Below are 22,499 nucleotides of genomic sequence, written 5' to 3'. Positions count from 1 at the left end.
ACCAATAAGTCTAATCCTCTTGGTGAGATGTCTACCATGATCGAATCTGTCGACAATTTCCTTGCACGCCTGCAGCAGCGTGACCCTGGCCAACCGGAATTCCACCAGGCGGTGGAAGAGGTGCTGCGCACCCTGTGGCCATTCCTTGAAGCCAACCCTCACTACCTGCAATCGGGCATTCTCGAGCGTATGGTAGAGCCTGAGCGCGCGGTGCTGTTCCGCGTTTCCTGGGTCGATGACCAGGGCAAGGTGCAGGTCAACCGCGGCTACCGCATCCAGATGAGCAGCGCCATCGGTCCTTACAAGGGCGGCCTGCGCTTCCACCCGTCGGTGAATCTCAGCGTGCTGAAGTTCCTGGCCTTCGAGCAAGTGTTCAAGAACTCCCTCACCTCGCTGCCCATGGGCGGCGGCAAGGGTGGCTCGGACTTCGACCCTAAAGGCAAGAGCGACGCCGAAGTGATGCGCTTCTGCCAGGCGTTCATGAGCGAGCTGTACCGCCACATTGGCGCTGACTGCGACGTGCCGGCCGGTGACATTGGCGTGGGTGCCCGCGAAATCGGCTTCATGTTTGGCCAGTACAAACGCTTGGCCAACCAGTTCACCTCGGTGTTGACCGGTAAAGGCATGACGTACGGCGGCAGCCTCATCCGCCCGGAAGCCACCGGCTACGGCTGCGTGTATTTCGCCGAAGAAATGCTCAAGCGCCAAGGCAAGCGTATCGACGGCCGCCGCGTGGCAGTTTCCGGTTCGGGCAACGTGGCCCAGTATGCGGCGCGCAAAGTGATGGACCTGGGCGGCAAGGTGATCTCGCTGTCCGACTCCGAAGGCACGCTGTACGCCGAAGCCGGCCTGACCGATGCCCAGTGGGACGCGTTGATGGAACTGAAGAACGTCAAGCGTGGCCGCATCAGCGAGCTGGCCGGGCAGTTCGGCCTTGAGTTCCGCAAGGGCCAGACCCCGTGGAGCCTGCAGTGCGACATCGCGTTGCCGTGCGCCACGCAGAACGAGCTGGGCGCCGAAGACGCCCGCACCCTGCTGCGCAATGGCTGCATCTGTGTGGCCGAAGGTGCCAACATGCCGACCACCCTCGAAGCTGTGGATATCTTCCTGGACGCCGGCATCCTCTATGCCCCGGGCAAAGCCTCCAACGCCGGCGGCGTGGCCGTGTCGGGCCTGGAGATGTCGCAGAACGCCATGCGCCTGCTGTGGACTGCCGGTGAAGTGGACAGCAAGCTGCACAACATCATGCAGTCGATTCACCATGCTTGCGTGCACTACGGTGAAGAGGCGGATGGCCGTATCAACTACGTCAAAGGTGCGAATATCGCAGGCTTTGTGAAAGTGGCTGATGCGATGCTGGCCCAAGGCGTAGTCTGACCTGAAGTTTTTTGGGGCCGCATAGCGGCCCCTTCAGGGCTCACCTTCGATCTCGACCACTTCAATCACCTGATCCCCCGCCGGCCGCCGCCAAACCACCTCATCCCCAGGCCGCGCGCCCAGCAACGCCCGTCCCAGCGGCGAACCCCAGTTGATCAGCCCCCGCCCAGCATCCGCTTCATCCTCGCCTACCAGCTGCACCACCTGCTCCTGGTCCTGCGCATCGACAAACCGTACGCGGCTACCAATCTGCACCTTGCTGCGTGAAGTGGCTGCCGGCACCACCTGGGCACTCTGCACCCGTGCACTGAAGTAACGCAGGTCCCGCTCGGTATCGGCCAGCCGCTGCTTGTCGCCACGCTCGCCCTGCGCCTGCAGTTCGCTGCGCAAGGCATTCAGCCCGGCCACGCGCGTTTGCAGCAGGTGCAGGCCGTTGGCGGTGACGTAGTTGGGTTGTTCGCTGACGCGTCGCTCCACCGGCTGGTCGGCCTGGGCGGCAGCTTGGTCTTCGTTGACGAATGCTCGGCTCATGCGGGGCCTCCTGTGTGCAGGAGACCATCATGGCAGGCCGTCGGTTTCAAGGGATGTCCGTTTGCGACTCAGTTGTGGCGATAAGCCTTGGCAGCGCCTCGGTCCTTTTCCTGCTCCCACTCGCGGTCGCGCTGGTCCCAGAAGCGTTCGTGGTACGCGCGCTGTTCTTCACTGTTCTGCATGGCATGGCACTGGCGGAAACCGTCGTCCCAACCGGTTTCGTACTGGCGCTCGTGCAGGTAGCGCGGCACGTTTTTGCTGAAGCCGCCCACCATCAGCCCGGCCGCCTGGCGGCCGCTGCTGCAACCGTCCTGAAAGCCATCGGCATAGGCAGGGGGATAACCATGGGTGAGCATCTGCTCGTGGGTGGTTTCGCAACCTGACAGCAACAACGCAATGCACACGCCGAACCAGTACCGCGACATGACCACAAAACCCTCCAGTTGATGGTGGAAAGTCTAGGTGGCCATTTGTCGAGGAGCTGTCAAAACAGTGTCAAAGAGTCGATTGGATCACTCAGTAGTGGTACCACTTCAATTCGAGCATGACTTCGTTCTGCGCAGTAGCGAGGTGGCTGAACTCTCTCGAAGCACTCAACCTCAACCCCAGGTTCTGGCTGATTTCCCACTGCTGGTTCAGGCTCACTTTGCGCCGCACCTCGCCATTGGTGAAGTAATCACCCTTGGCCTCCAGCGTCATGTTGCCCAAGCCGTTGCGCCACAGCAGGCCGCCATTGAACCCTGCCGCCGGGGCGATGAACTGGGCGAAGTCGTTGTGATGCTCGACCCGCACCGTACCCAGAGCAAAACCCAGCAACCCGTCGGCCAATTGCCAGGTGCCGCCGGCGCCGCCGTTCACGTGGCTGACCAACACCTCGTCATCATGTTTGCCTGGCACCCGCTCCAGGCCGCCGGCCACTTGCCACGACCAGGGTTTGAGCAGTTCGTTGCGGGGCGTCAGCGAGCGAATGGTGGCCAGGTCCAGGCGCTGCACCTGCCAGTCATTACCCTCGTACTGGCGTACCTTCAGCTGCAGGATCTCGATTTGCGCACCCAGCGGGAAGCCATAGGCATTGTCGTTCAGGTCGTGGTAGGCCATGCGCAGGCCGTACTCGGCGTAAGCGCGGTCTTCACGGGTGCCTACGCCCAGCTGCCAGGTGCGAGAGTCATGGCCATCCTCGGGCAGGCCGGGGCGCTCGATCTGCAAGGGCGGCGGCGGGTTGCTGTTGATCGCGCGCAGCAGTTCGAAGCTGCGCTTCGCTTGGCCGGGGTCGCGCTCCTGGCCGTTGGCCCGGTAGCGCTCCAGGCGATATGCGGCGTCCTGCACCAACGCCTGGCGTTCACGGGGCAGGGCCTTGAATTCGGGGCTCTGCAACTGTGCGGTATTGGCACTCACGGCCAGCACCTGATGCTTTTCATTGTGATCAAGCGGCTCCGCCCGGGCGAGCAACTCACGTTCGCGAGAGGGGCGGTAAACCTCGCTGGCGACCAGGCCGGACTGCTTCAAGGCCTTCACCGTATCGGTGGGGATGGCGGTCAGCGGGAACTGCGAGGTCAGGTCCAGGCTCGGCCGAGCCACTTGCAGCAGCTCCAGTAACCGATACGAGCAGTTTTCGTCGAAGAAGAAATAGTCGAACTGGATCTGCTTCAACTCCCACACATGCTCGACCATGCGCCCGGTTTCTTCGGGGGTGAGGTCCAGCTGGTATTCCCACAGGTCGCGGTTTTCGAGGCTGCGGTATTCGGACAGTTTTTCCTGGTAGGGCATCAGGGCGAACAGCCCCGGGTAGCCGCCCATCAGGCCCTTCCAGGCGTACAGGATGCTGTTGTCGCTGCCTTCGATGTAGGCGCCGAAGTTGATTGCGTAGCTCAGCAGCGTGGTGTCGTCGTTGCGGGTGCTGGACTGGTCGATGCGCAGCAGGGTGTGGCCGAACATCGACGACGGGCTGTTCAGGTAGGCCGCCGGGAAGATCAGCGCGGCGCTGTGCGGGTCGATCGACTGGTACCAGGTCTTGAATTCCTGGCAGTCCGGCTGCGGCAACCCTGGCAGGTCGAGCTGTTCGCGCAGCCAGCGGGTGCGCGCGGGGAACACGCACTGCGCGTGCTTGTCGCCTAGGCTGGCCGGGGCATACAGCGCATCGACCGTAGCCTTGAGTTCTTGATCCGGGTGGTGCGCACCGTCTGCGGCGAGGAAGAACGCATCGTCGTCCACATAGCTACGCCAGCCGCCGAGCTTGGCGGTTTCGTAGTGACCAATGGCGAGCCAGTAAGGGGTATTGGCCAGTTGCTGGAGACGGCCTTGATCCAGCACGGGCGCGGCATGAACAGGGGCGCAGGCACACAGCGCCAGGGAAGCGAGGCGTTTGAGCATATCGGGCAACTACTTCTTCACGATGCCGAAAAGGCGAAACCCGCCCCCGTGGGGGCGGGAACAGCAGTGCTTAGGCCTCGGTAGCGTATTTGGCCAGGCGTGGGTCGCTCTTCAGAACCGCCAGGGTGTTGCTGTGGACAGTTTCGGCAGTGACATCGGCGCTGCTGAAGATCTGGTTGAAGTGCTGGTGGGTAACCGAGTTGAAGTAGACGCGGTCTTCCGGGGCCACGCCGAGCACTACGGCATAGGTGGTCAGCGCTTCGCCCTGGCCCATGGCCATGTCTTCGGACAGCTCGTTCATCATGCCGTTCATGGCAAACCAGGACTTGCCGCCGTAGGTCAGCGAAGCCTTGGTAGAGCAGCCGTTGGTACCGGAGGTCATGCCGAAGGTGGCGTTACCGGAGGTGCCGTTGGTAGTAGAAGCAAGGAAGTGTGCCGGCGTGCCACGCTGGCCTTCGAACAGCATGTTGCCCCAGCCGCAGTTCGGGCCGCCTGGCGCTTCTGCCATGGCGTTCAGCGAGACCACGGTGAACAGAGTACCCAGAAGAATCCGTTTCATAGCATTTGTTCTCTTTGTCTTAACCAAGGGTCAGGGTTTCTGGCAACTCGGTTGCCAGGTCGGGAAAGCTTTTCACCCACCCGCGCAGCTTGGAGTTTAGGCACGATCTAAAGGTTGCGTTGTTGATTGCGAAAAATTTGCTGCTACATGACCTGCACCGGCTGCGACATAAAGTCCTGTGGAGCCTTGCAAGGCGCGCGCGGGCAGCGCCAGAATGCTGCTCATCTGCCCGCCGAAGTAAGGAAACCCAATGCCCGATCCTGTCGCTGCGCGCCTGCGTCTCGCGCCTGAAGCCCTGACCCGGCGTTTCTCCCCCGAGCAGTTTGCTTTTACCCACACCGACGATCTGGAGCCGTTTCGCGGAGTCCTGGGCCAGGAACGTGCTGTCGAGGCCCTGCAGTTCGGCGTGGCCATGCCGCGCCCCGGTTACAACGTGTATGTGATGGGCGAGCCCGGCACCGGGCGCTTCTCGTTCGTCAAGCGCTACCTCAAGGCTGAGGGCAAGCGCCAGCAGACCCCGGCCGACTGGGTTTACGTCAACCACTTCGACGACACTCGGGAACCACGCGCGCTGGAGTTGCCGTCTGGAAGCGCCGCCGAGTTCATCAGCGATATGGGCGGTTTGATCGACAACCTGCTGTCGACCTTCCCGGCCGTGTTCGAGCACCCGTCGTATCAGCAGAAAAAAGGTGCCATCGACCGTGCCTTCAACCAGCGCTATGACCGCGCCCTGGATGTGATCGAGCGGGCCTCGCTGGAAAAGGACGTTGCGTTGTACCGCGATGCCAGCAACGTCGCCTTTACGCCGATGGCCGATGGCAAGGCGCTGGACGAAGCCGAGTTCGCCCAGTTGCCCGAAGCGGTGCGCGAGCAGTTTCACGAAGACATTGCCTTGCTGGAGGAACAGCTGAACGAAGAGCTGGCCAGCCTGCCGCAATGGAAGCGTGAGTCGAACAACCAGCTGCGCCAGCTCAACGAAGAAACCATCACCCTCGCGTTGCAGCCTTTGCTGGCGCCGCTGTCAGAAAAGTACGCCGAGAACGCAGCGGTGTGCGCCTACCTGCAGTCGGTGCAGCTGAACCTGCTGCGCACCGTGGTCGAGCAACTGGTCGACGACAGCAAGACCGACGCCGCCGCACGCAAGCTGCTTGAAGAGCAGTACGCCCCAAGCCTGGTGGTCGGCCACCATGCCGCCGGCGGCGCGCCGGTCGTGTTCGAGCCGCACCCGACTTACGACAACCTGTTCGGCCGTATCGAATACAGCACCGACCAGGGCGCGCTGTACACTTCGTACCGGCAGCTGCGCCCAGGCGCGTTGCACCGGGCCAACGGCGGCTTCCTGATTCTTGAAGCGGAGAAGATGCTGGGCGAGCCGTTCGTGTGGGATGCGCTCAAGCGTGCCCTGCAGTCGCGCAAGCTGAAGATGGAATCCCCGATCGGCGAGCTGGGCCGTGTTGCCACCGTCAGCCTTCAGCCGCAGATGATTCCGCTCAACGTGAAGCTGGTGATTATCGGCTCCCGCCAGCTGTACTACGCACTGCAGGACCACGACCCGGACTTCCAGGAGATGTTCCGCGTGCTGGTGGACTTCGACGAAGACATGCCCATGGTCGACGAAAACCTGGAGCAGTTCGCCCAGCTGTTGCGCACCCGCACCAACGAGGAGGGCATGGCGCCGCTGACCAGTGACGCGGTCGCACGCCTGGCCACCTACAGCGCCCGCCTGGCAGAGAACCAGTCACGCCTGTCGGCGCGCATCGGCGACCTGTTCCAGCTGGTCAGCGAAGCCGACTTTATCCGTCAGCTGGCCAGTGACGAAATGACCGACGCCGGGCACATCGAACGTGCGCTCAAAGCCAAGGCCACCCGCACCGGGCGCGTTTCGCAACGGGTGCTGGACGACATGCTGGCCGGCATCATCCTGATCGACACCGAGGGTGCGGCCATTGGCAAGTGCAACGGCCTGACCGTGCTGGAAGTGGGCGACTCGGCGTTCGGTATGCCGGCGCGTATTTCTGCCACTGTGTACCCGGGCGGCAGCGGCATCGTCGACATCGAACGTGAGGTCAACCTTGGCCAGCCGATCCACTCCAAGGGTGTGATGATCCTCACCGGTTACCTGGGCAGCCGGTATGCCCAGGAGTTCCCGCTGGCGATTTCCGCGAGCATTGCCCTGGAGCAGTCCTACGGTTATGTAGACGGTGACAGTGCCTCGCTGGGCGAAGCCTGCACGCTGATTTCAGCCTTGTCGCGCACGCCGCTCAAGCAGTGCTTCGCCATCACCGGTTCTATCAACCAGTTTGGTGAAGTGCAGGCGGTGGGTGGGGTCAACGAGAAGATCGAAGGTTTCTTCCGCCTGTGCGAGGCGCGTGGCCTGACCGGCGAGCAGGGGGTGATCATTCCGCGTGCCAACGTGGCCACGCTGATGCTTGACGAGCGCGTGCTGCAGGCCGTGGAGAATGGCATGTTCCACGTCTACGCAGTCAGCCAGGCTGATGAGGCGCTGAGCCTGCTGGTGGGCGAGGAGGCCGGGGTGCTCGATGAGCAAGGCCAGTTTGCCGAGGGCAGCGTCAATGCCCGCGTGGTGGAACGCCTGCGGGAAATTGCCGAAATGATCAGCGAGGAAGACATCGAGAAGGCAGAAAAGGAACGCCTCGAAGAGGTAATTGCACAGGCCAAGCCGGCCTGAGTCAATAAATCGGCGCTGGCGGCGATGTGCTACCGTTCAGCGCCGGTTTTCCATCTTTCGATACGGTTATTCTATGCTGGAACTTAAGGACAGTATCAGCGTTCAGGATGGAAACAGCCTGGTGGTCAGGCTGAACAAGGCTTATTGGAGGGGACGCGGCCATGCGCAACCTCAGCCTCACACGCCAGTGCCTGGGCCTGGTGACCCGCATCGAATGCAGCATCCGCCCACTGGCCGGTGACAACGGCATGTGGACGTTACTGTTCGCCGCCGGCATGGCCGGTGAGCAACCTTCCGCGATCAAGGCTCAAGGGCCGTTTCATGGGCCGTTGGTGGCCGAATCGGTGCTCAACGCCATTGTCGACAGCCTGACCTTGCATGGCTACCAGGTATCCGAAGACCCGCAGATCTGGTGTTTGCACCTGCAGGCCCAGTTGCGGCGGATCAATGGCGAGCGGTGCCGAAATCTGGGGGATTATCAGTTTCATCCTGAGACCTGATTGATGCCGGGGGGCCGCTTTGCGCCCCATTCGCAGCACAAGGCTGCTCCTACAGGAGATCGCGGTCGCTTGTAGGAGCAGCCTTGTGCTGCGAATGGGCGGCAAAGCAGCCCGCATTCACCGGGCTTTTGCTGTAACAGGTGGCTGGCTATACTCGCTGTCGTTTTTTTAGTCACCTGACGAGTCCAAAACCCTCCATGGAACGTATTCTCGAAAACGCGATGTATGCCTCGCGTTGGCTGCTCGCACCGATCTACTTCGGCCTGTCACTGGGCCTGCTGGCCCTGGCGCTGAAATTCTTCCAGGAAGTGGTCCACGTCCTGCCCAACGTATTCGCCCTGAGCGAAGCTGACCTGATCCTGGTGATCCTGTCGCTGATCGATATGTCGCTGGTGGGTGGCCTGCTGGTGATGGTGATGATTTCCGGCTACGAAAACTTCGTCTCCCAACTGGACATCGACGAGAGCAAGGAAAAGCTCAACTGGCTGGGCAAGATGGATTCTTCGTCACTGAAGATGAAGGTTGCTGCGTCGATCGTGGCGATTTCTTCCATTCACCTGCTGCGGGTGTTCATGGATGCGCAGAACATTTCCACCGACTACCTGATGTGGTACGTGATCATCCACATGACCTTTGTGGTTTCGGCATTCTGCATGGGCTACCTGGACAAGCTGACCAAGCACTGAGTCCGGTTGCTGCATGCACCGCCCGTCTGTTGCAAAACGGACGGGCGGTGTCGTTTCTGGCTTGTGCTTTCAGCCCGCCTGTACAAAAAATGAGCGCTCATGCCTGGTTCTCATCGCGAGGTGCTTACATGAACCTGCATCAGCTTAATCTCGAGGCCAGGGCTGGCCATGTCGACGAAGTGAACCTGATCGCCATCGAAGGCGGCGATTATCTCATTGAAGCCCGGCTCAAAGGGCACGCCCATCCCCTGTCTGACACCCGTGGCGAGCGCTTGCGCGTGCACTCGGTGGAAGATGCCCGCAAGCTGCTGCAAACCATTCCCCTGGTCTCGATGAACCTGGTGCACTGGTCGGTGCAGGACGAAATGTGCGGCATGGGTTCACACCCGGAAGAAGACCTCAAGGTGCCGATTTCCCAGCGTTCGGCGTGGTAGCTGCTCGCAGCTGCCCAGTGTGCTAGGCTGCTCGCCCTTTTCATCAAGGGCGCGGCTGCACTGCGCCCTGCAGTGGAGCACGACAATGTCCGAACTCAATCTGTCTACCGACGAAACGCGCGTCAGCTACGGTATCGGCCGTCAGCTGGGCGGCCAGCTGCGCGACAACCCGCCACCAGGTGTAAGCCTGGAAGCCATCTTGGCCGGCCTGACCGACGCCTTCAATGGCGCCGACAGCCGTGTCAGCGAAGCCGACCTGTCGGCCAGCTTCAAAGTGATCCGCGACATCATGCAAGCCGAAGCGGCTGCCAAGGCTGAAGCCGCAGCTGGCGCTGGCAAGGAATTCCTGGCTGAAAACGCCAAGCGTGATGGCATCACCACGCTGGCCTCTGGCCTGCAGTTTGAAGTCCTGACCGCAGGCGAAGGCGCCAAGCCGACCCGCGAAGACAACGTGCGTACGCACTACCACGGCACCCTGATCGACGGTACCGTGTTCGACAGCTCCTACGAGCGTGGCCAGCCGGCTGAATTCCCGGTGGGTGGCGTGATTGCTGGCTGGACCGAAGCCCTGCAGCTGATGAACGCTGGCAGCAAATGGCGCCTGTACGTGCCAAGCGAGCTGGCCTACGGCGCCCAAGGCGTTGGCAGCATCCCGCCGCACAGCGTGCTGGTGTTCGACGTCGAGCTGCTCGACGTTCTGTAACACCGCTGGGGCCGCGTTGCGGCCCATTCGCGGCACAAGGCCGCTCCTACAGGGGTATGCATGTCCATGGGAAAATGCGTACCCCTGTAGGAGCGGCCTTGTGCCGCGAACGAGGGCGAAGCCCTCGCCAGATCTGTCAGTTCCAGTCTGTTCCCATCGGGCGCAATGCCCGCGCATAGCAGAACAGAAACAGGTTGCGCACCAGCTCCTTGAGCACCCCAGGTTCACTCGAATTCAGCCCGCTCATGTCCAGGTCGCCCTGGTCACGCAGTTCGTCGAGTGCTTCTTCTTCAAGCACCGCGCACACTTCGCCGGTTTCGCGGTGAAGAATGCGCAGGTAGGGGTGAGGGCGGTCAAGCCAGGCGTCAATCAGATAAGTCATGGCTATTCTCCTTGGATACCAGTTCCAATGAGAATAATTCTTATTATCAGAATAGCAAGCGCCTATTGGCCTTTTTTTGTGTAATCAGACTTTGCGAACGAACTCGGACTTCAGCTTCATGGCGCCGATGCCGTCGATCTTGCAGTCGATATCGTGGTCGCCGTCGCACAGGCGGATGTTCTTGACCTTTGTGCCAACCTTCACCACCAAAGATGAACCCTTGACCTTGAGGTCCTTGATCACGGTGACGGTGTCGCCGTCCTGCAAGATGTTGCCGACCGAGTCTTTCTTCACTGCCTCGTCGCTGGCCGCTTCGGCGTCGCCACTGGCTGACCACTCGTGAGCGCATTCAGGGCAGATCAGTTGAGTGCCATCCTCATAGGTGTACTCGGAATTGCATTTTGGGCAGGGTGGCAGAGTGCTCACTTCGGTTCCTCAAACAAACAGACGGGCGGTTAAAAAACCACATTGTAAAAGGTATTTTCCCAGAAGTGATTATGTCCGGACAAAAAGCATCGCGGGCAAGCCCGCTCTTAACAGGCGAATCCTGTAGGAGCGGGCTTGCCCGCGAATGAAGACGACTCGGCCTGTCAGTGAGTGCGCGCGACCGCAAACTCGCTCAGCTCAACCAGGGCATCCCGGTATTCACTGGCTGGCAGCACTTCGAGGCAGGCAATGGCGCGCTTCACATAGTCGCGCGCCAGTTCGGCGGTGTACTGCAGTGCGCCCGACGCTTCGACCGCCACGCGAATCTGCTCCAGATCCTCAAGGCCACCTTTCTGGATCGCCTGGCGTACCAGCGCAGCCTGCTCGGCAGTGCCTTCGCGCATGGTGTAGATCAGCGGCAGGGTAGGCTTGCCCTCGGCCAGGTCGTCACCGACGTTCTTGCCCAGGGTTTGCGAGTCGCCCTTGTAGTCCAGCAGGTCGTCGACCAGCTGGAAGGCCACGCCCAGGTGGTCACCGAAGGTGCGCAGGGCTTCGCGCTGCTCGTCGGTGGCTTGGGCCAGCGCGGCGGCGCTGTGGGTCGAGGCTTCGAACAGCATCGCGGTCTTGCCGCGGATGACCTCCATGTAGATTTCCTCGGTGGTGCTGGCATCGCGTACCCGCGACAACTGCAGCACTTCACCTTCGGCGATCACGCGGGTGGCCTTGGACAGGATCTGCATGACCGGCATCGAGCCCAGTTCGACCATCATTTCGAACGAGCGCGAATAAAGGAAGTCGCCCACCAGCACGCTCGGCGCGTTGCCCCACAGGGCGTTGGCGGTGGAGCGGCCACGGCGCATGCCCGACATGTCGACCACGTCGTCGTGCAGCAGGGTGGCGGTGTGCAGGAATTCGATGGTGGCGGCCAGCAGACGCAGGTCGTCGCCTTCTCGGCCCAGGGCCTTGCCACACAGCAGTACCAGGAGGGGACGCAGGCGCTTGCCACCGGCGGACGTGATATAGTCGCCGATCTTCGATACCAGCGGCACGCGCGAGGTCAGCTGCTTCTTGATGATCTCGTCGACGGCGCTGAAATCATCAGCCACCGCACGGTAGAAGGTTTGGGGTTGCATCGGCTGCTCCAGTGAGGTTGCGCGGCATGCTAGGTCGCGGGTACCGGTGTGTCAAGGCGCGGTGCCAGCGGGCCGGGGGCGGCACTTGCAAGCAAAACCAGGGTTGCGTACAATCGCGCACCCTAACTTCCTGGGCAGCACCTGCCTTACGCAATTGCGCCGGGCCGTTCCAGCCTTGTGCAGCCATGCCAGCCAATACTCATCATATAAAGCGCTGGGTGAGCAGGATTATCGGAGAAATACCATGTCTTACGCAGTAATCGTTACCGGCGGCAAGCAGTACAAAGTCGCTGAAGGTGAATTCCTCAAGATCGAAAAACTGGAAGTCGCCACTGGCGAATCCGTGACTTTCGATCGCGTTCTGCTGGTCGCCAACGGTGAAGAAGTCACCATCGGTGCTCCAGTTGTTGCTGGCGCTAAAGTAGTGGCCGAAGTCGTTTCGCAAGGCCGCCACGACAAGGTTCGCATCATCAAGTTCCGTCGTCGTAAGCACCACATGAAGCGTATGGGCCACCGCCAGTGGTTCACCGAGATCAAAATCACCGGCATCCAGGCTTAATCCCCTAGATCCCCTGAATTTATTTGGAGAATTGAACCATGGCTCACAAGAAGGCTGGTGGTAGTACTCGTAACGGTCGCGACTCAGAATCTAAACGCCTTGGCGTGAAGATGTATGGCGGCCAGGTTATCAAGCCAGGCAACATCATCGTCCGTCAGCGCGGCACCGAATTCCACGCTGGCTACGGCGTTGGCATGGGCAAGGACCACACCTTGTTCGCCAAGATCGAAGGCGTGATCAAGTTCGAGAAGAAAGGCGAGTTCATGCGCCGTTACGTGAGCATTGTCGCCGCTTAATCGCGACGTCGCTCCAGAAGCCCCGTCATGCGACGGGGCTTTTTCGTTTGTGGTGAGCCTCTTGCAAAGCTGTTTGTCTGGGTTGCCGGCGTTGGTTTCTACGGTCGTACGGGGCCGCCGCGCTCATTTTTGCAAGAGCCTCATGTTTTTGAGTCATTCAACTCGTCTACCGACGAGAGGCGGTTTTAATGAAGTTTGTTGACGAAGTATCCATTCGGGTCAAGGCCGGTGACGGCGGCAACGGTTGCATGAGCTTCCGTCGCGAAAAATTCATCGAGAACGGTGGCCCTAACGGCGGTGACGGCGGTGACGGCGGCTCGGTGTACATGGTCGCCGACGAAAACCTGAACACCCTGGTCGACTATCGCTACACCCGTCACCACGAAGCCCAGCGCGGCTCCAATGGCGGCAGCACCGACTGCACCGGCAAGAAGGGTGAAGACCTGTTCCTGCGCGTGCCGGTCGGTACTACCGTGATTGATGCTTCCACCCAGGAAGTGATCGGTGACCTGGTCACCCCTGGCCAGAAGCTGATGGTCGCCCAGGGCGGCTGGCACGGCTTGGGCAACACCCGTTTCAAGTCCAGCACCAACCGTGCACCCCGCCAGACCACGCCAGGCAAGCCGGGTGACCAGCGCGACCTGAAGATGGAAATGAAAGTGCTGGCCGACGTTGGTCTGCTGGGCCTGCCGAACGCCGGCAAGAGTACCTTCATCCGCTCGGTATCGGCCGCCAAGCCGAAAGTGGCCGACTACCCGTTCACCACCCTGGTGCCAAACCTGGGCGTGGTCAGCGTCGACCGCTGGAAGAGCTTTGTCATTGCCGACATCCCCGGCCTGATCGAAGGCGCGTCCGAAGGTGCCGGCCTGGGTATCCGCTTCCTCAAGCACCTGGCGCGTACCCGTGTGCTGTTGCACCTGGTGGACATTGCGCCGCTGGACGAAAGCAGCCCGGCCGATGCTGCCGAAGTGATCGTCAACGAGCTGACCCGCTTCAGCCCGTCGCTGGCCGAGCGTGAGCGTTGGCTGGTACTGAACAAGTCGGACATGGTCATGGACGACGAGCGCGATGCGCGTGTTCAGGAGGTGATCGACCGCCTGGAGTGGGAAGGCCCGGTCTACGTGATCTCGGCTATCTCCAAGCAGGGTACCGACAAGCTCAGCCACGACCTGATGCGCTACCTCGAAGACCGCGCCGACCGCCTGGCCAACGACCCGGCTTACGCCGAAGAACTGGCCGACCTCGACCAGCGCATCGAAGACGAAGCCCGCGCCCAGCTGCAGGCCCTGGACGACGCGCGTACCTTGCGCCGTACTGGCGTCAAGAGCGTGCACGACATCGGCGACGATGACGGTTGGGATGATGATTTCGAGGACGACGAAGACGGTCCGGAAATCATTTACGTGCGCGACTGACCGGTTGCAGTACACTAAACGCCGCTCTCTGGAGCGGCGTTTTTGTATCCACGGTATCTACAGATTCGACATAGGTTGGAAGAAGATGCGAAGCAAGGTGACGGGCGCCAAGCGCTGGGTCGTGAAGATTGGCAGTGCTCTACTGACCGCCGATGGCAAAGGCCTCGACCGCGGCGCCATGGCCGTTTGGGTCGAGCAGATGGTCGCGCTGCGTGAGGCAGGTGTGGAGTTGGTACTGGTCTCATCCGGGGCCGTGGCTGCCGGCATGAGCCAGCTGGGCTGGACCACGCGACCGAGCGCGATGAACGAGCTGCAGGCGGCTGCCGCGCTTGGCCAGATGCGTTTGGTGCAGGCCTGGGAGTCGAGCTTCGGCGAGCATGGCAAGCACACCGCGCAAATCCTGCTGACCCATGACGACCTGTCCGACCGCAAGCGTTACCTGAACGCCCGCAGCACCTTGCGCACCCTGGTCGACCTGGGCGTGGTGCCGGTGATCAACGAGAACGACACCGTGGTCACCGACGAAATCCGCTTCGGCGACAACGACACCCTCGCGGCGCTGGTGGCCAACCTGGTCGAGGCCGACCTGCTGGTGATCCTCACCGACCGCGATGGCATGTTTGACGCCGACCCGCGCAACAACCCCGAAGCCCAGCTGATCTACGAAGCCCGTGCCGACGACCCGACGCTGGATGCCGTGGCCGGTGGTACCGGTGGTGCCCTGGGCCGTGGCGGCATGCAGACCAAGCTGCGCGCCGCGCGCCTGGCCGCCCGTTCCGGTGCCCACACCATCATCATCGGTGGCCGCATCGAGCGCGTGCTGGACCGCCTCAAGGCAGGCGAGCGCCTGGGTACCTTGCTGTCGCCCGAGCGTGGCATGCTGGCCGCGCGCAAACAGTGGCTGGCCGGCCACCTGCAGACCCGTGGCACCCTGGTGCTGGATGCCGGTGCCGTGCAGGCACTGCGCCAGGCCAACAAGAGCCTGCTGCCGGTTGGCGTGAAGACCGTGCAGGGCAGCTTCCGCCGTGGCGAGATGGTGGTGTGTGTTGGCCCGGACGGTGTTGAAGTGGCACGCGGGCTGGCCAACTACAGCGCCCTGGAGGCGCAGAAGATCATTGGTCAGTCGTCCGATACCATCGAGTCCATCCTTGGCTATAGTGCGGAGCCCGAGTTGGTGCACCGCGACAATCTGGTGCTGGTATGAGCATGTTCAAGCGGGTGATTGGCGTGGCGGCACTGGTGCTGCCAATGCTGGCAGGGGCCGAAGAAGTCGGCCAGGTGTCCACTGTCTTCAAGTTCCTGGGGCCGAACGACCGCATCGTGGTCGAAGCGTTTGACGACCCCAAGGTCGAGGGCGTGACTTGCTACCTGTCCCGGGCCAAGACTGGCGGCATGAAGGGTGGCTTGGGGCTGGCGGAGGACCGTGCGGAGGCGTCGATTGCCTGCCGTCAGGTCGGGCCGATCAACTTCAAGGGGGAGTTGAAAGATGGCGAGGAAGTGTTCAAGGAACGCACCTCGCTGGTGTTCAAGACCATGCAGGTGGTGCGCTTTCTCGACAAGAAGCGCAACACGCTGGTGTACCTGGTGTACAGCGACCGCATGATCGAAGGCAGCCCGCAGAACGCGGTGACCGCAATTCCGATCCTGCCTTGGGCGCATTGATAGCCTGGTAGATTGCCGGGAGGCCTGCGGCCTCCATTCGCGGGGCAAGCCCGCTCCCACAGGTACTGCACAAGGTTCAAGCTCTGTGCAGTACCTGTGGGAGCGGGCTTGCCCCGCGAATGGGTCGCAAAGCGGCCCCAATACCCCGATGTCAGGCCAGTTCCTCGGCCTGATCCTCACGCACAGCCGCCTTCACCTCATCCCGCCGGCTGATGAACTTCCAGTCCGCCTCGTAAGTGATTGAAGGTAGGCCGCAGAACGCGGTGACCGCAATTCCGATCCTGCCTTGGGCGCATTGATAGCCTGGTAGATTGTGGGAGGCCTGCGGCCTCGATTCGCGGGGCAAGCCCGCTCCCACAGGTACTGCACAAGGTTCAAGCTCTGTGCAGTACCTGTGGGAGCGGGCTTGCCCCGCGAATGGGCCGCAAAGCGGCCCCAATACCCCGATGTCAGGCCAGTTCCTCGGCCTGATCCTCACGCACAACCGCCTTCACCTCATCCAGCCGGCTGATGAACTTCCAGTCCGCCTCGTCGATGTAGATGCCGTTCGGCCCGCTGCCGCCCTCCAGGTCGATCGCCACGTGCGCCGATACCTGTGGCTTCACACTCGCCAGAATCGGTACGAAGCCCAGCTGCAAGCTGGTCTCCAGCAGTGCCGCCTGGTTGCGTTCGTCGATGTCTGCTGCTTCGTCCAGGTAGTAGGGCAGGCGGATGCGCCCGGCCAGGTCGCGGTCCATCAGGTGCAGCAACAAGTACATGTTGGTCAGCGCCTTGATGGTCATGGTGGTGCCGTTGGAGGCAGCGCCGTCGATGTCGGCGTGGATGATCGGCTGGCCGTTGACCTTGGTGATTTCGAACGCCAGCTCGAACAGGTCTTTCAGGCCCAGCTGGTTGTGGTTGGCCGCCACCAGGCGTGCCAGGTACTCCTTGGCCTCTTCGTTCTTGTTGTCCTGATCGGCGCTTTGGGTCAGGTCGAACACCGACAGGGTTTCGCCTTCTTCGTACTGGCCGGCGCTGTGGATGATCTGGTCGATGTGCTTGAGCGCTTCCTTGTTCGGCGCCAGCACCACGCGGAAGCTTTCCAGGTTGGAGACCTGACGCTTGTTGATCTCGCGGTTGAACAGGGCCAGCTGATGCTCGAGGCTGTCATAGTCGCTGCGGATGTTGCGCAGGGTCCGGGCGATGTCGGTGACCGCCGCGCGGCGTGCCTTGGCCAAGGTCAGGGCTTCTTCGGTGCGGTGCGCATAGGCGTTCACCAGCAGTTGCAGGCGGCGCTCCATGTCGTCTTCACTGTCGAACTTGGCCACGCCTTTGAGGCGCACCTGGGCGTAAAGCGCCTCGATCTGGTTGTCTACCCGCTGCAGGCTCTGCCAGCTGTCCTGGTAGTCGTTGAGCAGCGGCAGCAGGTTGTCCATCGAGTCGTCGATGGCTTCCATGAAGGGTGTGCCGTAGGGCAGGTCGGCCGGCAGCAGCTGGCGACGACGCAGGGCGTCTTCCAGGGTGCGCTGCTTGGACTCGAGGTCGCCGATCTGTCGGCCGACCAGCTGCAGCTTGGCCGACAGCTGCTGGACGCGCTCGGTGAAGGCATCACTGGAGCGCTTGAGTTCGTCCTGGGCGGCTTCCAGTTGCGACAGCTGCTCCAGCTTCTCGGGCTCTTCGGCGGCCAGGGTTTCGCTGCGGCGGAAATCTTCCAGCGCCTTCTGCGCGTCCAGCACTTGCTGGTACAGGGTTTCGGTTTGCGCCTTGGAGGCGGAGCGGTCGGCGGTGACCGCCTGCTGGGTCTTGAGCTGTTTCAGCTCTTTTTCCAGGCGCTCTTTCTGGTCGCGCAGGGCGGCGCGGTCGGCCAGGGCCTGCAGCGCCGGTGGATCAATGTGGGTGAGGTCGATGGACAGCCCCGGCGCTTCGAAGCGTTCGCCCTTGAAGCCGTCCAGTACCGCTTCCAACGATTTTACCCACAGGTCGCTGTCGTCCAGTTCGATGCCACGGTCGCCCAGCGGCAGGCTGAACAGCGCACCGTTGAACAGGCGCATCAGGCGGTCGACGTCCTGTTGCGAGAACTCCTCGCGCAGGCGGGCGTAGCTGTTGTTGTCAGCGTGGTCCAGCTGCTGCTTGACCTGCTTCAGGCGTTTTTCCAGGTCGCGTACACGCTCATCCAGGTCTTCGGCGGAGAACTGGCGCGACTGTGCCAGGGCGCCGGCCAGTTCGTCGTGGGCATCCTTGGCCGCCAGCAGTTGCTGTTCCAGCACCTTGACGTCATCGACCAAGGCAAAGCGGTGCTTGAGCACCGACAGCTCGCCCAGCCAGCGCTGGATACCGGTGATTTCGCGCTCCAGGCGCATCAGCTCCTGAGTGCCACCGCGCTGGTCGTTCTGCAGGCGGTCCTGCTCGCCGCGGTAGTGCTCGGACTGGATAACCAGCTCTTCCTTGCGCGCCATGGCGTATTCCTGCCAGGTGCCCAGCAGGGTATCGAGCACCGGCGAAATGCGGTGCAGCTTGCCGCGCAGTATGTCGCGCTGGGCCACACCACCGGCCAGGGCCTCGACCAGGGGGCCGGCAGCCACCAGGGCGTTGTAGTCCTGTTCCATGCGGCGCACGTCGCGGAAGGCTTCCTCACACGCGGCGATATAGTCGACGCTGCCCGAACGCAGGCTGTGCTCGAAGGCGTCAAGGAACAGCTGCTTGAGCTTGGCTGCGGTGATTTCGCGCATGTGCAGCAGGTTGATGAACAGCGCGCGGAAGGTTTTCAGGCTTTGCTCGCTGGTGGAGCGCAGCGGGATCATGGTCAGGTCCAGCGGCACCGAGGTGTGGCCGCCAACCAGCAGGCGGCGCAGTTCGTCCGGCTTCAGCTCGTAGGCCTTGATGCCCAGCCGTTCCAGGTTGGTGAACAGCTCTTTCTGGCGCAGGCAGGTGTCGTTTTTCTGGTAGTGGGCCAGGTCCAGTTCACCTTTGTAGGCAAAGAACTGGTGACCGAAGCCGCCGCCCGGGCCGCGGCCAACCACGCCGATCACGTGCGGGCCGTGGGGCAGGCTCAGCTCGCAGAGAATGTACGAGGTATCGCTGGCGAAGTAGAAGCGGCGTGACTGCTCGAGGCTGTACTTGCCGAAGCTCATGTCCGACATACGCGCCAGGATCGGGAACTGCAGGGCGTTGATCGACGCCGACTTACCCAGGTTGTTGGCACCGTATACCGACAGCGGATGCTCCAGCGGGAACAGGCCGAGGCTGTAGCCAGCGGTGTTGAGCAGTGCGAAGCGGCGGATGCCGTAGCGTTCCTGGCTCATGCGTCAATCTCCTGTTGCTCTTCGCGGATGGCCCGGGCCAGGGCGTCCTCTTCGCTTTCCTCGCCCTCGAAAGGCGTGAGGTCGAGCGGGTCGTCGGTGCGGTTGAGTTCTTCGGGGCTTTCTTCCTCGACCAGCACCGGGGTCGGCAGCGGAAGGACGCTGTGCAGGGTGGCGGCCAGATCGCGGTCCTGCTGGACCGAAAGGCACACATCGAGGAAGCGGTGCATCGGCGGCAGGAAGCGGTAGATGCCGCCTTCTTCATGGGCGAAGCCGAGCTGGGTCATGCGGCGCAGGATTTTTTCTTCCAGCTCGTCTACGGTCTGCACTTCGGCCTGCAGGAACAGGTCGCGGTACTTGTCCAGCAGCGAGGGCAGTTCGTCGCGACCGATGCTGCCGCCGTCGAGCACCGCCATCGGGTCACGGCCCTGGTCGGCCAGGTGCTCAACCAGGATGAAGGTGAACAGCGACAGGCGCTGCGCGGTCTTGTTGACCTGCGCGGCGGTCATGTCCGGCACGAAGTAATAAAAGCCGCGGGTGTCGCACACCAGCTCGAAGCCCAGGGCCTTGAACAGGGTGCGGTACTGGTCCTGGAAGTTCGACAGCTGGGCGTACAGCTCGGGGTCGCGGCGGCTGACGTGGAAGCCTTTGAACAGCTCGCGGAAGATCGGCGCGAGCTGGGACAGTTCGGAAAGATCAAGATGCATGGGCTGGGCTCGCGTTGGGTTCGGTAGGCGCGCTGGTGGCGTCTTCGCGGCTGGAGGTCAGGGCGAACGAGCGCAGGCTGACCAAGTGTTCCTGGGTGGTGTACTCGCGGCGTTCCAGGCGTTCGCGCTTGAAGCGCTTTTCCCGCGACAGGCGCGAGAACCAGTACAGCAGTTCGTCGGTGGCGCCTTCGGGTTCCTGTTCCAGCAGCCAGACCATCAGGTCGGGCAGCGGCAGGGCCTGTTCGCAGCGTTCGGCCATTTCCTTGACCGTGCGCGGTGCACGGGGCAAGTCGCCGGACTGGGTCTTGTGGGCCTTGGGGAAGCGCGCCGGCTTGGGCTCGAAGCGCGCCAGGGCGTACACATAGGCTTCGACCTGGCTGGCACTGCCGAGGAAAGTGCTCTGCGGGCGGGTGAACATCGGCATGGCCGCCTGCGGCACGGCGTCGATGCCCTTGCGCCGGATCACCGACAGGGCCAGCGCGGCGCCACGGGTCACGGCGTTGTGACGGCGGGCTTCTTCGCGCAGCGGCAGCAGCAGTTCACGGGCGTGGCGCAGGGTCAGCTGGGCGCTGGTCTGCATTTCCAGGATGCGTGCGTGGGTGCGCAGCAGCATGTCGTCGTCGACCAGGTGGCCCAGGCGCGCCTGTTCGCCCAGCAGCTTCAGCAGCACGGTCTCGACCTTGCGCACGCCTTGTTCGAAGGCGCCGTCAGCGTTCACCAGCTGGATCATCGGCTCGACGTATTCGTCCCAGGTGGCCAGTACTTCGGCGTAACGCTGGCGCAGCGGGATCTGCCGGTTGCTGGTCTTGGCCCGCTCGGCCACGGCTACCAGGGCCTGTTCGTCGTTATCGAGCTTTTTCAGCACATCGCGCACGCGCATGTCGAGCAGGCGCAGCTGGCGCGCCAGGTCGTCGCTGTCGCGGTTGTCGAAGGCGTCCTGGATATGGCCGGCCAGGCGTTCAAGGTGGCGCAGGTAGGCTTCGATCTCCAGGCACAGGCCCAGCCGGTGTTCGCGGCGCAGGTACGCAAGGAAGTCGTGGATCTGCGCGTTGAGCTCGAAGCGGTTCGGGCTTTTGGCCACCGGGACCAGGATATCCAGGCGGATCCACACGTCGAGTAGCTGGGTGATGTCCTGCGGCGTGCTTTCGAGCTGCTGGCGGGCCACATGCTGGCGCAGTTCTACCAGGCTCAGGGTGCCCTGGTCGAAACGCTCGCACAGCGGCTCGATCAGGGCCCAGTGTTCGGCTAGGGCGCGCAGGACGCGCTTGGGTTCGATCATTGGCTTCGACTCGTTGCCAAGAAAAAGGGGGCGATTGTACTGCATACGGGGGGGAGGTTTTCACCCCTTGGTCTGTAATGGGGGATAACCTTTTTGCTTGTGTGTGTATGGCGTTGTTTTTGTGGTGGCGCTCGGTCTGATAGGCGCTGCAAAAACCACGGCGTACACGTTAGAATGCCCAACTGCCTTGAGCCCCTCGGATACCCGCCCCTTGCTGACCGAACCCCGTCGCCGCGCCTACCTTTCCGCCATGCAAGTGGTGCATTGGCTGCCGCGCGCCGAACTGCCGTTCGCCGCACCGTCGCGCCCCGAGCTGCTAATGCCGGTGGCGCAGGTCGAGGACATCGATTTCGAGGTCATGCCGGCACCGGCTGCAAACGAAGCGCCCGCGATTCCTCAGGCCCGTTCCGGTGAGCGGCCGAAAATCGAGATCCCGCGCCCAGGCAGCCTGCCCAAGCCTGCCGCCAAGCCCGTGGAGGCCGAAGAGCAGCCCGTACCACCACGCCCGGCCCCTGTGCCGCCACCGCGCTTCTCGTTGCAGTTGTTGCGCGCTGGCAGCTGCCTGCTGCTGGTGGAACTGGCCACCGGCCAGCCTTTCCAGAGCCGTGACCCGTCCTACCTGCTGCTCAAGGACATGCTGCGCGCCGCCGGCCTGCCAGACGCCCCGCAGATCATCGGCGAGCCGGTGCGCTGGCCGTTGCTGGTCCGCGGCAACATGGACCAGGGCCCCGAAGCCGCGCGCGATTTCGTTCAGGGCTTTGTCCAGGCGCGCCTGGAAGATGCACCGAGTACCTGCCTGTGGCTGATTGGCATGCCGGCGCTGCGCTTTGCCGGCAACGCCGATGCTGCGGCCTATTACCAAACCCTCAAGCTGGACGGCCTGGGCGACGCCTGGGCGCTGCCGGGCCTTGAACTGTTGATGGACGAGCCGCAGCGCAAGGCGGAGGTCTGGAAAGCCATGCGCCAGCTGATGGCGCGCTGGAAGAGCGTTGAATGAGTGAATCGATCAGTTTCCGCCCGATGACCGAGGCGGATCTGGAAGCCGTACTTAAGATCGAATATGCCGCGTTCAGTCACCCCTGGACCCGCGGGATCTTTCAGGATGCGCTCAAGTCCTACGAAGTCTGGCTGATGTTCGATGGCCAGCAGCAGGTTGGCCATGGGGTGATCAACGTGATCATCGACGAGGCGCACCTGCTCAACATCACCGTCAAACCGGAAAACCAGGGGCGCGGGCTGGGCCTGCGCTTGCTGGAGCACCTGATGGCCAGGGCCTACCAGCTCAATGGCCGCGAGTGTTTCCTTGAGGTGCGCGCCAGCAACCAGTCGGCCTATCGTTTGTACGAGCGCTACGGTTTCAACGAAATCGGCCGCCGCCGCGACTATTATCCGATTGCCGGCGGCCGTGAAGACGCCCTGGTGATGGCTTGCACCCTGCTTGAGGATTGACCTCGCGTAGTCGGTGCCATCCACCGCGTAGCTTTGTTTGTTCTCTATGCAGGGATGGATGAAG

The 22,499-nt window shown here is 62.4% G+C and carries 23 protein-coding genes; 13 read left to right on the top strand and 10 right to left on the bottom strand.

Translation table 11 applies throughout. The features are described from left to right. Positions 1–36: 36 nt before the first annotated feature. Positions 37–1,377, top strand: a complete 1,341-nt coding sequence (gdhA, locus tag CKW35_RS10885; protein ID WP_016484820.1) for an NADP-specific glutamate dehydrogenase — start codon at positions 37–39, stop codon at positions 1,375–1,377. Between the two features lie 33 nt (positions 1,378–1,410). Here gdhA and CKW35_RS10880 read toward each other — a convergent pair whose 3' ends face one another. The 4 genes from CKW35_RS10880 to CKW35_RS10865 form a co-directional block, all read right to left on the bottom strand. Then, the gene (locus CKW35_RS10880) at positions 1,411–1,908 is read right to left on the bottom strand and encodes a GreA/GreB family elongation factor (RefSeq protein ID WP_016484821.1); all 498 of its coding nucleotides are present in this window, start codon (positions 1,906–1,908) and stop codon (positions 1,411–1,413) included. Between the two features lie 68 nt (positions 1,909–1,976). Then, positions 1,977–2,333, bottom strand: coding sequence for a hypothetical protein (locus CKW35_RS10875; RefSeq protein WP_016484822.1), 357 nt, complete (start codon positions 2,331–2,333; stop codon positions 1,977–1,979). 91 nt (positions 2,334–2,424) lie between these two features. Beyond that, positions 2,425–4,278: a DUF4105 domain-containing protein gene (locus tag CKW35_RS10870; RefSeq protein ID WP_095115881.1), complete on the bottom strand. Its 1,854-nt coding sequence runs from the start codon at positions 4,276–4,278 to the stop codon at positions 2,425–2,427. A 70-nt stretch (positions 4,279–4,348) separates the two neighbouring features. Beyond that, positions 4,349–4,837 carry a DUF3015 domain-containing protein gene (locus tag CKW35_RS10865; protein ID WP_016484824.1) on the bottom strand — a complete coding sequence of 163 codons (489 nt, stop codon included), beginning with the start codon at positions 4,835–4,837 and terminating at the stop codon, positions 4,349–4,351. Positions 4,838–5,087: 250 nt separating this feature from the next. Here CKW35_RS10865 and CKW35_RS10860 point away from each other — a divergent pair, with 250 nt between their 5' ends. The 5 genes from CKW35_RS10860 (at position 5,088) to CKW35_RS10840 (ending at position 9,849) form a co-directional block, all read left to right on the top strand. Further along, complete coding sequence (locus CKW35_RS10860) at positions 5,088–7,526, top strand: Lon protease family protein (protein WP_016484825.1); 2,439 nt, start codon at positions 5,088–5,090, stop codon at positions 7,524–7,526. A gap of 161 nt (positions 7,527–7,687) precedes the next feature. Beyond that, positions 7,688–8,026, top strand: coding sequence for a hypothetical protein (locus CKW35_RS10855; RefSeq protein ID WP_016484826.1), 339 nt, complete (start codon positions 7,688–7,690; stop codon positions 8,024–8,026). Positions 8,027–8,223: 197 nt separating this feature from the next. After that, complete coding sequence (locus CKW35_RS10850) at positions 8,224–8,712, top strand: TIGR00645 family protein (RefSeq protein ID WP_003247486.1); 489 nt, start codon at positions 8,224–8,226, stop codon at positions 8,710–8,712. 128 nt (positions 8,713–8,840) lie between these two features. Further along, positions 8,841–9,146, top strand: coding sequence for a DUF6482 family protein (locus CKW35_RS10845; RefSeq protein ID WP_016484827.1), 306 nt, complete (start codon positions 8,841–8,843; stop codon positions 9,144–9,146). Positions 9,147–9,231: 85 nt separating this feature from the next. Beyond that, positions 9,232–9,849 (top strand): FKBP-type peptidyl-prolyl cis-trans isomerase, encoded by a 618-nt coding sequence (locus CKW35_RS10840; RefSeq protein ID WP_016484828.1) that lies wholly within the window; start codon positions 9,232–9,234, stop codon positions 9,847–9,849. A 136-nt stretch (positions 9,850–9,985) separates the two neighbouring features. Here the strand turns inward: CKW35_RS10840 and CKW35_RS10835 are convergent, their stop codons facing one another. The 3 genes from CKW35_RS10835 to CKW35_RS10825 all read right to left on the bottom strand — a co-directional run bounded on the left by CKW35_RS10835 (position 9,986) and on the right by CKW35_RS10825 (position 11,790). After that, positions 9,986–10,231 (bottom strand): hypothetical protein, encoded by a 246-nt coding sequence (locus CKW35_RS10835; RefSeq protein WP_016484829.1) that lies wholly within the window; start codon positions 10,229–10,231, stop codon positions 9,986–9,988. 84 nt (positions 10,232–10,315) lie between these two features. Next, on the bottom strand, positions 10,316–10,657 hold the full coding sequence (locus CKW35_RS10830) for a zinc ribbon domain-containing protein YjdM (protein ID WP_016484830.1): 342 nt from the start codon (positions 10,655–10,657) through the stop codon (positions 10,316–10,318). Positions 10,658–10,821: 164 nt separating this feature from the next. Further along, positions 10,822–11,790 (bottom strand): polyprenyl synthetase family protein, encoded by a 969-nt coding sequence (locus tag CKW35_RS10825; RefSeq protein WP_016484831.1) that lies wholly within the window; start codon positions 11,788–11,790, stop codon positions 10,822–10,824. Positions 11,791–12,034: 244 nt separating this feature from the next. Here CKW35_RS10825 and rplU point away from each other — a divergent pair, with 244 nt between their 5' ends. From rplU to CKW35_RS10800, 5 genes are all read left to right on the top strand, one after another. Further along, a complete protein-coding gene (gene rplU / locus CKW35_RS10820) occupies positions 12,035–12,349 on the top strand; it encodes a 50S ribosomal protein L21 (RefSeq protein ID WP_003247466.1) in 315 nt (104 codons plus the stop codon). A gap of 38 nt (positions 12,350–12,387) precedes the next feature. After that, entirely contained in the window at positions 12,388–12,645 is a 258-nt protein-coding gene (gene rpmA / locus CKW35_RS10815; protein WP_003247464.1) for a 50S ribosomal protein L27, read from the top strand. Between the two features lie 188 nt (positions 12,646–12,833). Then, on the top strand, positions 12,834–14,060 hold the full coding sequence (gene cgtA, locus CKW35_RS10810; RefSeq protein WP_016484832.1) for an Obg family GTPase CgtA: 1,227 nt from the start codon (positions 12,834–12,836) through the stop codon (positions 14,058–14,060). Between the two features lie 85 nt (positions 14,061–14,145). Further along, entirely contained in the window at positions 14,146–15,264 is a 1,119-nt protein-coding gene (gene proB, locus CKW35_RS10805) for a glutamate 5-kinase (RefSeq protein ID WP_016484833.1), read from the top strand. Beyond that, positions 15,261–15,722, top strand: coding sequence for a CreA family protein (locus CKW35_RS10800; protein WP_016484834.1), 462 nt, complete (start codon positions 15,261–15,263; stop codon positions 15,720–15,722). Before proB ends, CKW35_RS10800 begins: the two co-directional genes overlap by 4 nt. A 449-nt stretch (positions 15,723–16,171) precedes the next feature. Here the strand turns inward: CKW35_RS10800 and mksF are convergent, their stop codons facing one another. From mksF to mksB, 3 genes are read right to left on the bottom strand one after another with little or no spacing between them, the layout of a single operon-like run. After that, positions 16,172–19,003, bottom strand: a complete 2,832-nt coding sequence (gene mksF, locus CKW35_RS10790) for an Mks condensin complex protein MksF (RefSeq protein ID WP_095115877.1) — start codon at positions 19,001–19,003, stop codon at positions 16,172–16,174. Then, on the bottom strand, positions 19,000–19,707 hold the full coding sequence (gene mksE / locus CKW35_RS10785; protein ID WP_016484836.1) for an Mks condensin complex protein MksE: 708 nt from the start codon (positions 19,705–19,707) through the stop codon (positions 19,000–19,002). Before mksE ends, mksF begins: the two co-directional genes overlap by 4 nt. Continuing rightward, positions 19,697–20,986: an Mks condensin complex protein MksB gene (gene mksB, locus CKW35_RS10780; RefSeq protein WP_016484837.1), complete on the bottom strand. Its 1,290-nt coding sequence runs from the start codon at positions 20,984–20,986 to the stop codon at positions 19,697–19,699. The genes mksE and mksB overlap by 11 nt, the downstream gene beginning before the upstream one ends. 211 nt (positions 20,987–21,197) lie before the next feature. On the opposite strand from mksB, the gene CKW35_RS10775 reads away from it, so the two are divergent. Beyond that, on the top strand, positions 21,198–21,983 hold the full coding sequence (locus tag CKW35_RS10775; RefSeq protein ID WP_095115875.1) for an energy transducer TonB: 786 nt from the start codon (positions 21,198–21,200) through the stop codon (positions 21,981–21,983). After that, positions 21,980–22,435, top strand: a complete 456-nt coding sequence (gene rimI, locus CKW35_RS10770) for a ribosomal protein S18-alanine N-acetyltransferase (protein ID WP_016484839.1) — start codon at positions 21,980–21,982, stop codon at positions 22,433–22,435. Before CKW35_RS10775 ends, rimI begins: the two co-directional genes overlap by 4 nt. Positions 22,436–22,499: the final 64 nt, after the last annotated feature.

This window comes from Pseudomonas sp. Irchel 3F3 (genome assembly GCF_900187545.1).
Classification (GTDB): domain Bacteria; phylum Pseudomonadota; class Gammaproteobacteria; order Pseudomonadales; family Pseudomonadaceae; genus Aquipseudomonas; species Aquipseudomonas fortuita.
Note: the sequence above shows the minus strand (reverse complement) of the source record. Positions and strands in the feature narration are given on the sequence as shown.

Coding starts and splice junctions, on each gene's coding strand:
- mksE (WP_016484836.1), bottom strand. CDS start 19,707: ATGCATCTTGATCTTTCCGAACTGTCCCAGCTCGCGCCGATCTTCCGC.
- CKW35_RS10800 (WP_016484834.1), top strand. CDS start 15,261: ATGAGCATGTTCAAGCGGGTGATTGGCGTGGCGGCACTGGTGCTGCCA.
- CKW35_RS10825 (WP_016484831.1), bottom strand. CDS start 11,790: ATGCAACCCCAAACCTTCTACCGTGCGGTGGCTGATGATTTCAGCGCC.
- CKW35_RS10870 (WP_095115881.1), bottom strand. CDS start 4,278: ATGCTCAAACGCCTCGCTTCCCTGGCGCTGTGTGCCTGCGCCCCTGTT.
- proB (WP_016484833.1), top strand. CDS start 14,146: ATGCGAAGCAAGGTGACGGGCGCCAAGCGCTGGGTCGTGAAGATTGGC.
- CKW35_RS10835 (WP_016484829.1), bottom strand. CDS start 10,231: ATGACTTATCTGATTGACGCCTGGCTTGACCGCCCTCACCCCTACCTG.
- CKW35_RS10865 (WP_016484824.1), bottom strand. CDS start 4,837: ATGAAACGGATTCTTCTGGGTACTCTGTTCACCGTGGTCTCGCTGAAC.
- rpmA (WP_003247464.1), top strand. CDS start 12,388: ATGGCTCACAAGAAGGCTGGTGGTAGTACTCGTAACGGTCGCGACTCA.
- mksB (WP_016484837.1), bottom strand. CDS start 20,986: ATGATCGAACCCAAGCGCGTCCTGCGCGCCCTAGCCGAACACTGGGCC.
- CKW35_RS10880 (WP_016484821.1), bottom strand. CDS start 1,908: ATGAGCCGAGCATTCGTCAACGAAGACCAAGCTGCCGCCCAGGCCGAC.
- cgtA (WP_016484832.1), top strand. CDS start 12,834: ATGAAGTTTGTTGACGAAGTATCCATTCGGGTCAAGGCCGGTGACGGC.
- CKW35_RS10845 (WP_016484827.1), top strand. CDS start 8,841: ATGAACCTGCATCAGCTTAATCTCGAGGCCAGGGCTGGCCATGTCGAC.
- rimI (WP_016484839.1), top strand. CDS start 21,980: ATGAGTGAATCGATCAGTTTCCGCCCGATGACCGAGGCGGATCTGGAA.
- CKW35_RS10840 (WP_016484828.1), top strand. CDS start 9,232: ATGTCCGAACTCAATCTGTCTACCGACGAAACGCGCGTCAGCTACGGT.
- CKW35_RS10850 (WP_003247486.1), top strand. CDS start 8,224: ATGGAACGTATTCTCGAAAACGCGATGTATGCCTCGCGTTGGCTGCTC.
- mksF (WP_095115877.1), bottom strand. CDS start 19,003: ATGAGCCAGGAACGCTACGGCATCCGCCGCTTCGCACTGCTCAACACC.
- gdhA (WP_016484820.1), top strand. CDS start 37: ATGATCGAATCTGTCGACAATTTCCTTGCACGCCTGCAGCAGCGTGAC.
- CKW35_RS10875 (WP_016484822.1), bottom strand. CDS start 2,333: ATGTCGCGGTACTGGTTCGGCGTGTGCATTGCGTTGTTGCTGTCAGGT.
- rplU (WP_003247466.1), top strand. CDS start 12,035: ATGTCTTACGCAGTAATCGTTACCGGCGGCAAGCAGTACAAAGTCGCT.
- CKW35_RS10855 (WP_016484826.1), top strand. CDS start 7,688: ATGCGCAACCTCAGCCTCACACGCCAGTGCCTGGGCCTGGTGACCCGC.
- CKW35_RS10860 (WP_016484825.1), top strand. CDS start 5,088: ATGCCCGATCCTGTCGCTGCGCGCCTGCGTCTCGCGCCTGAAGCCCTG.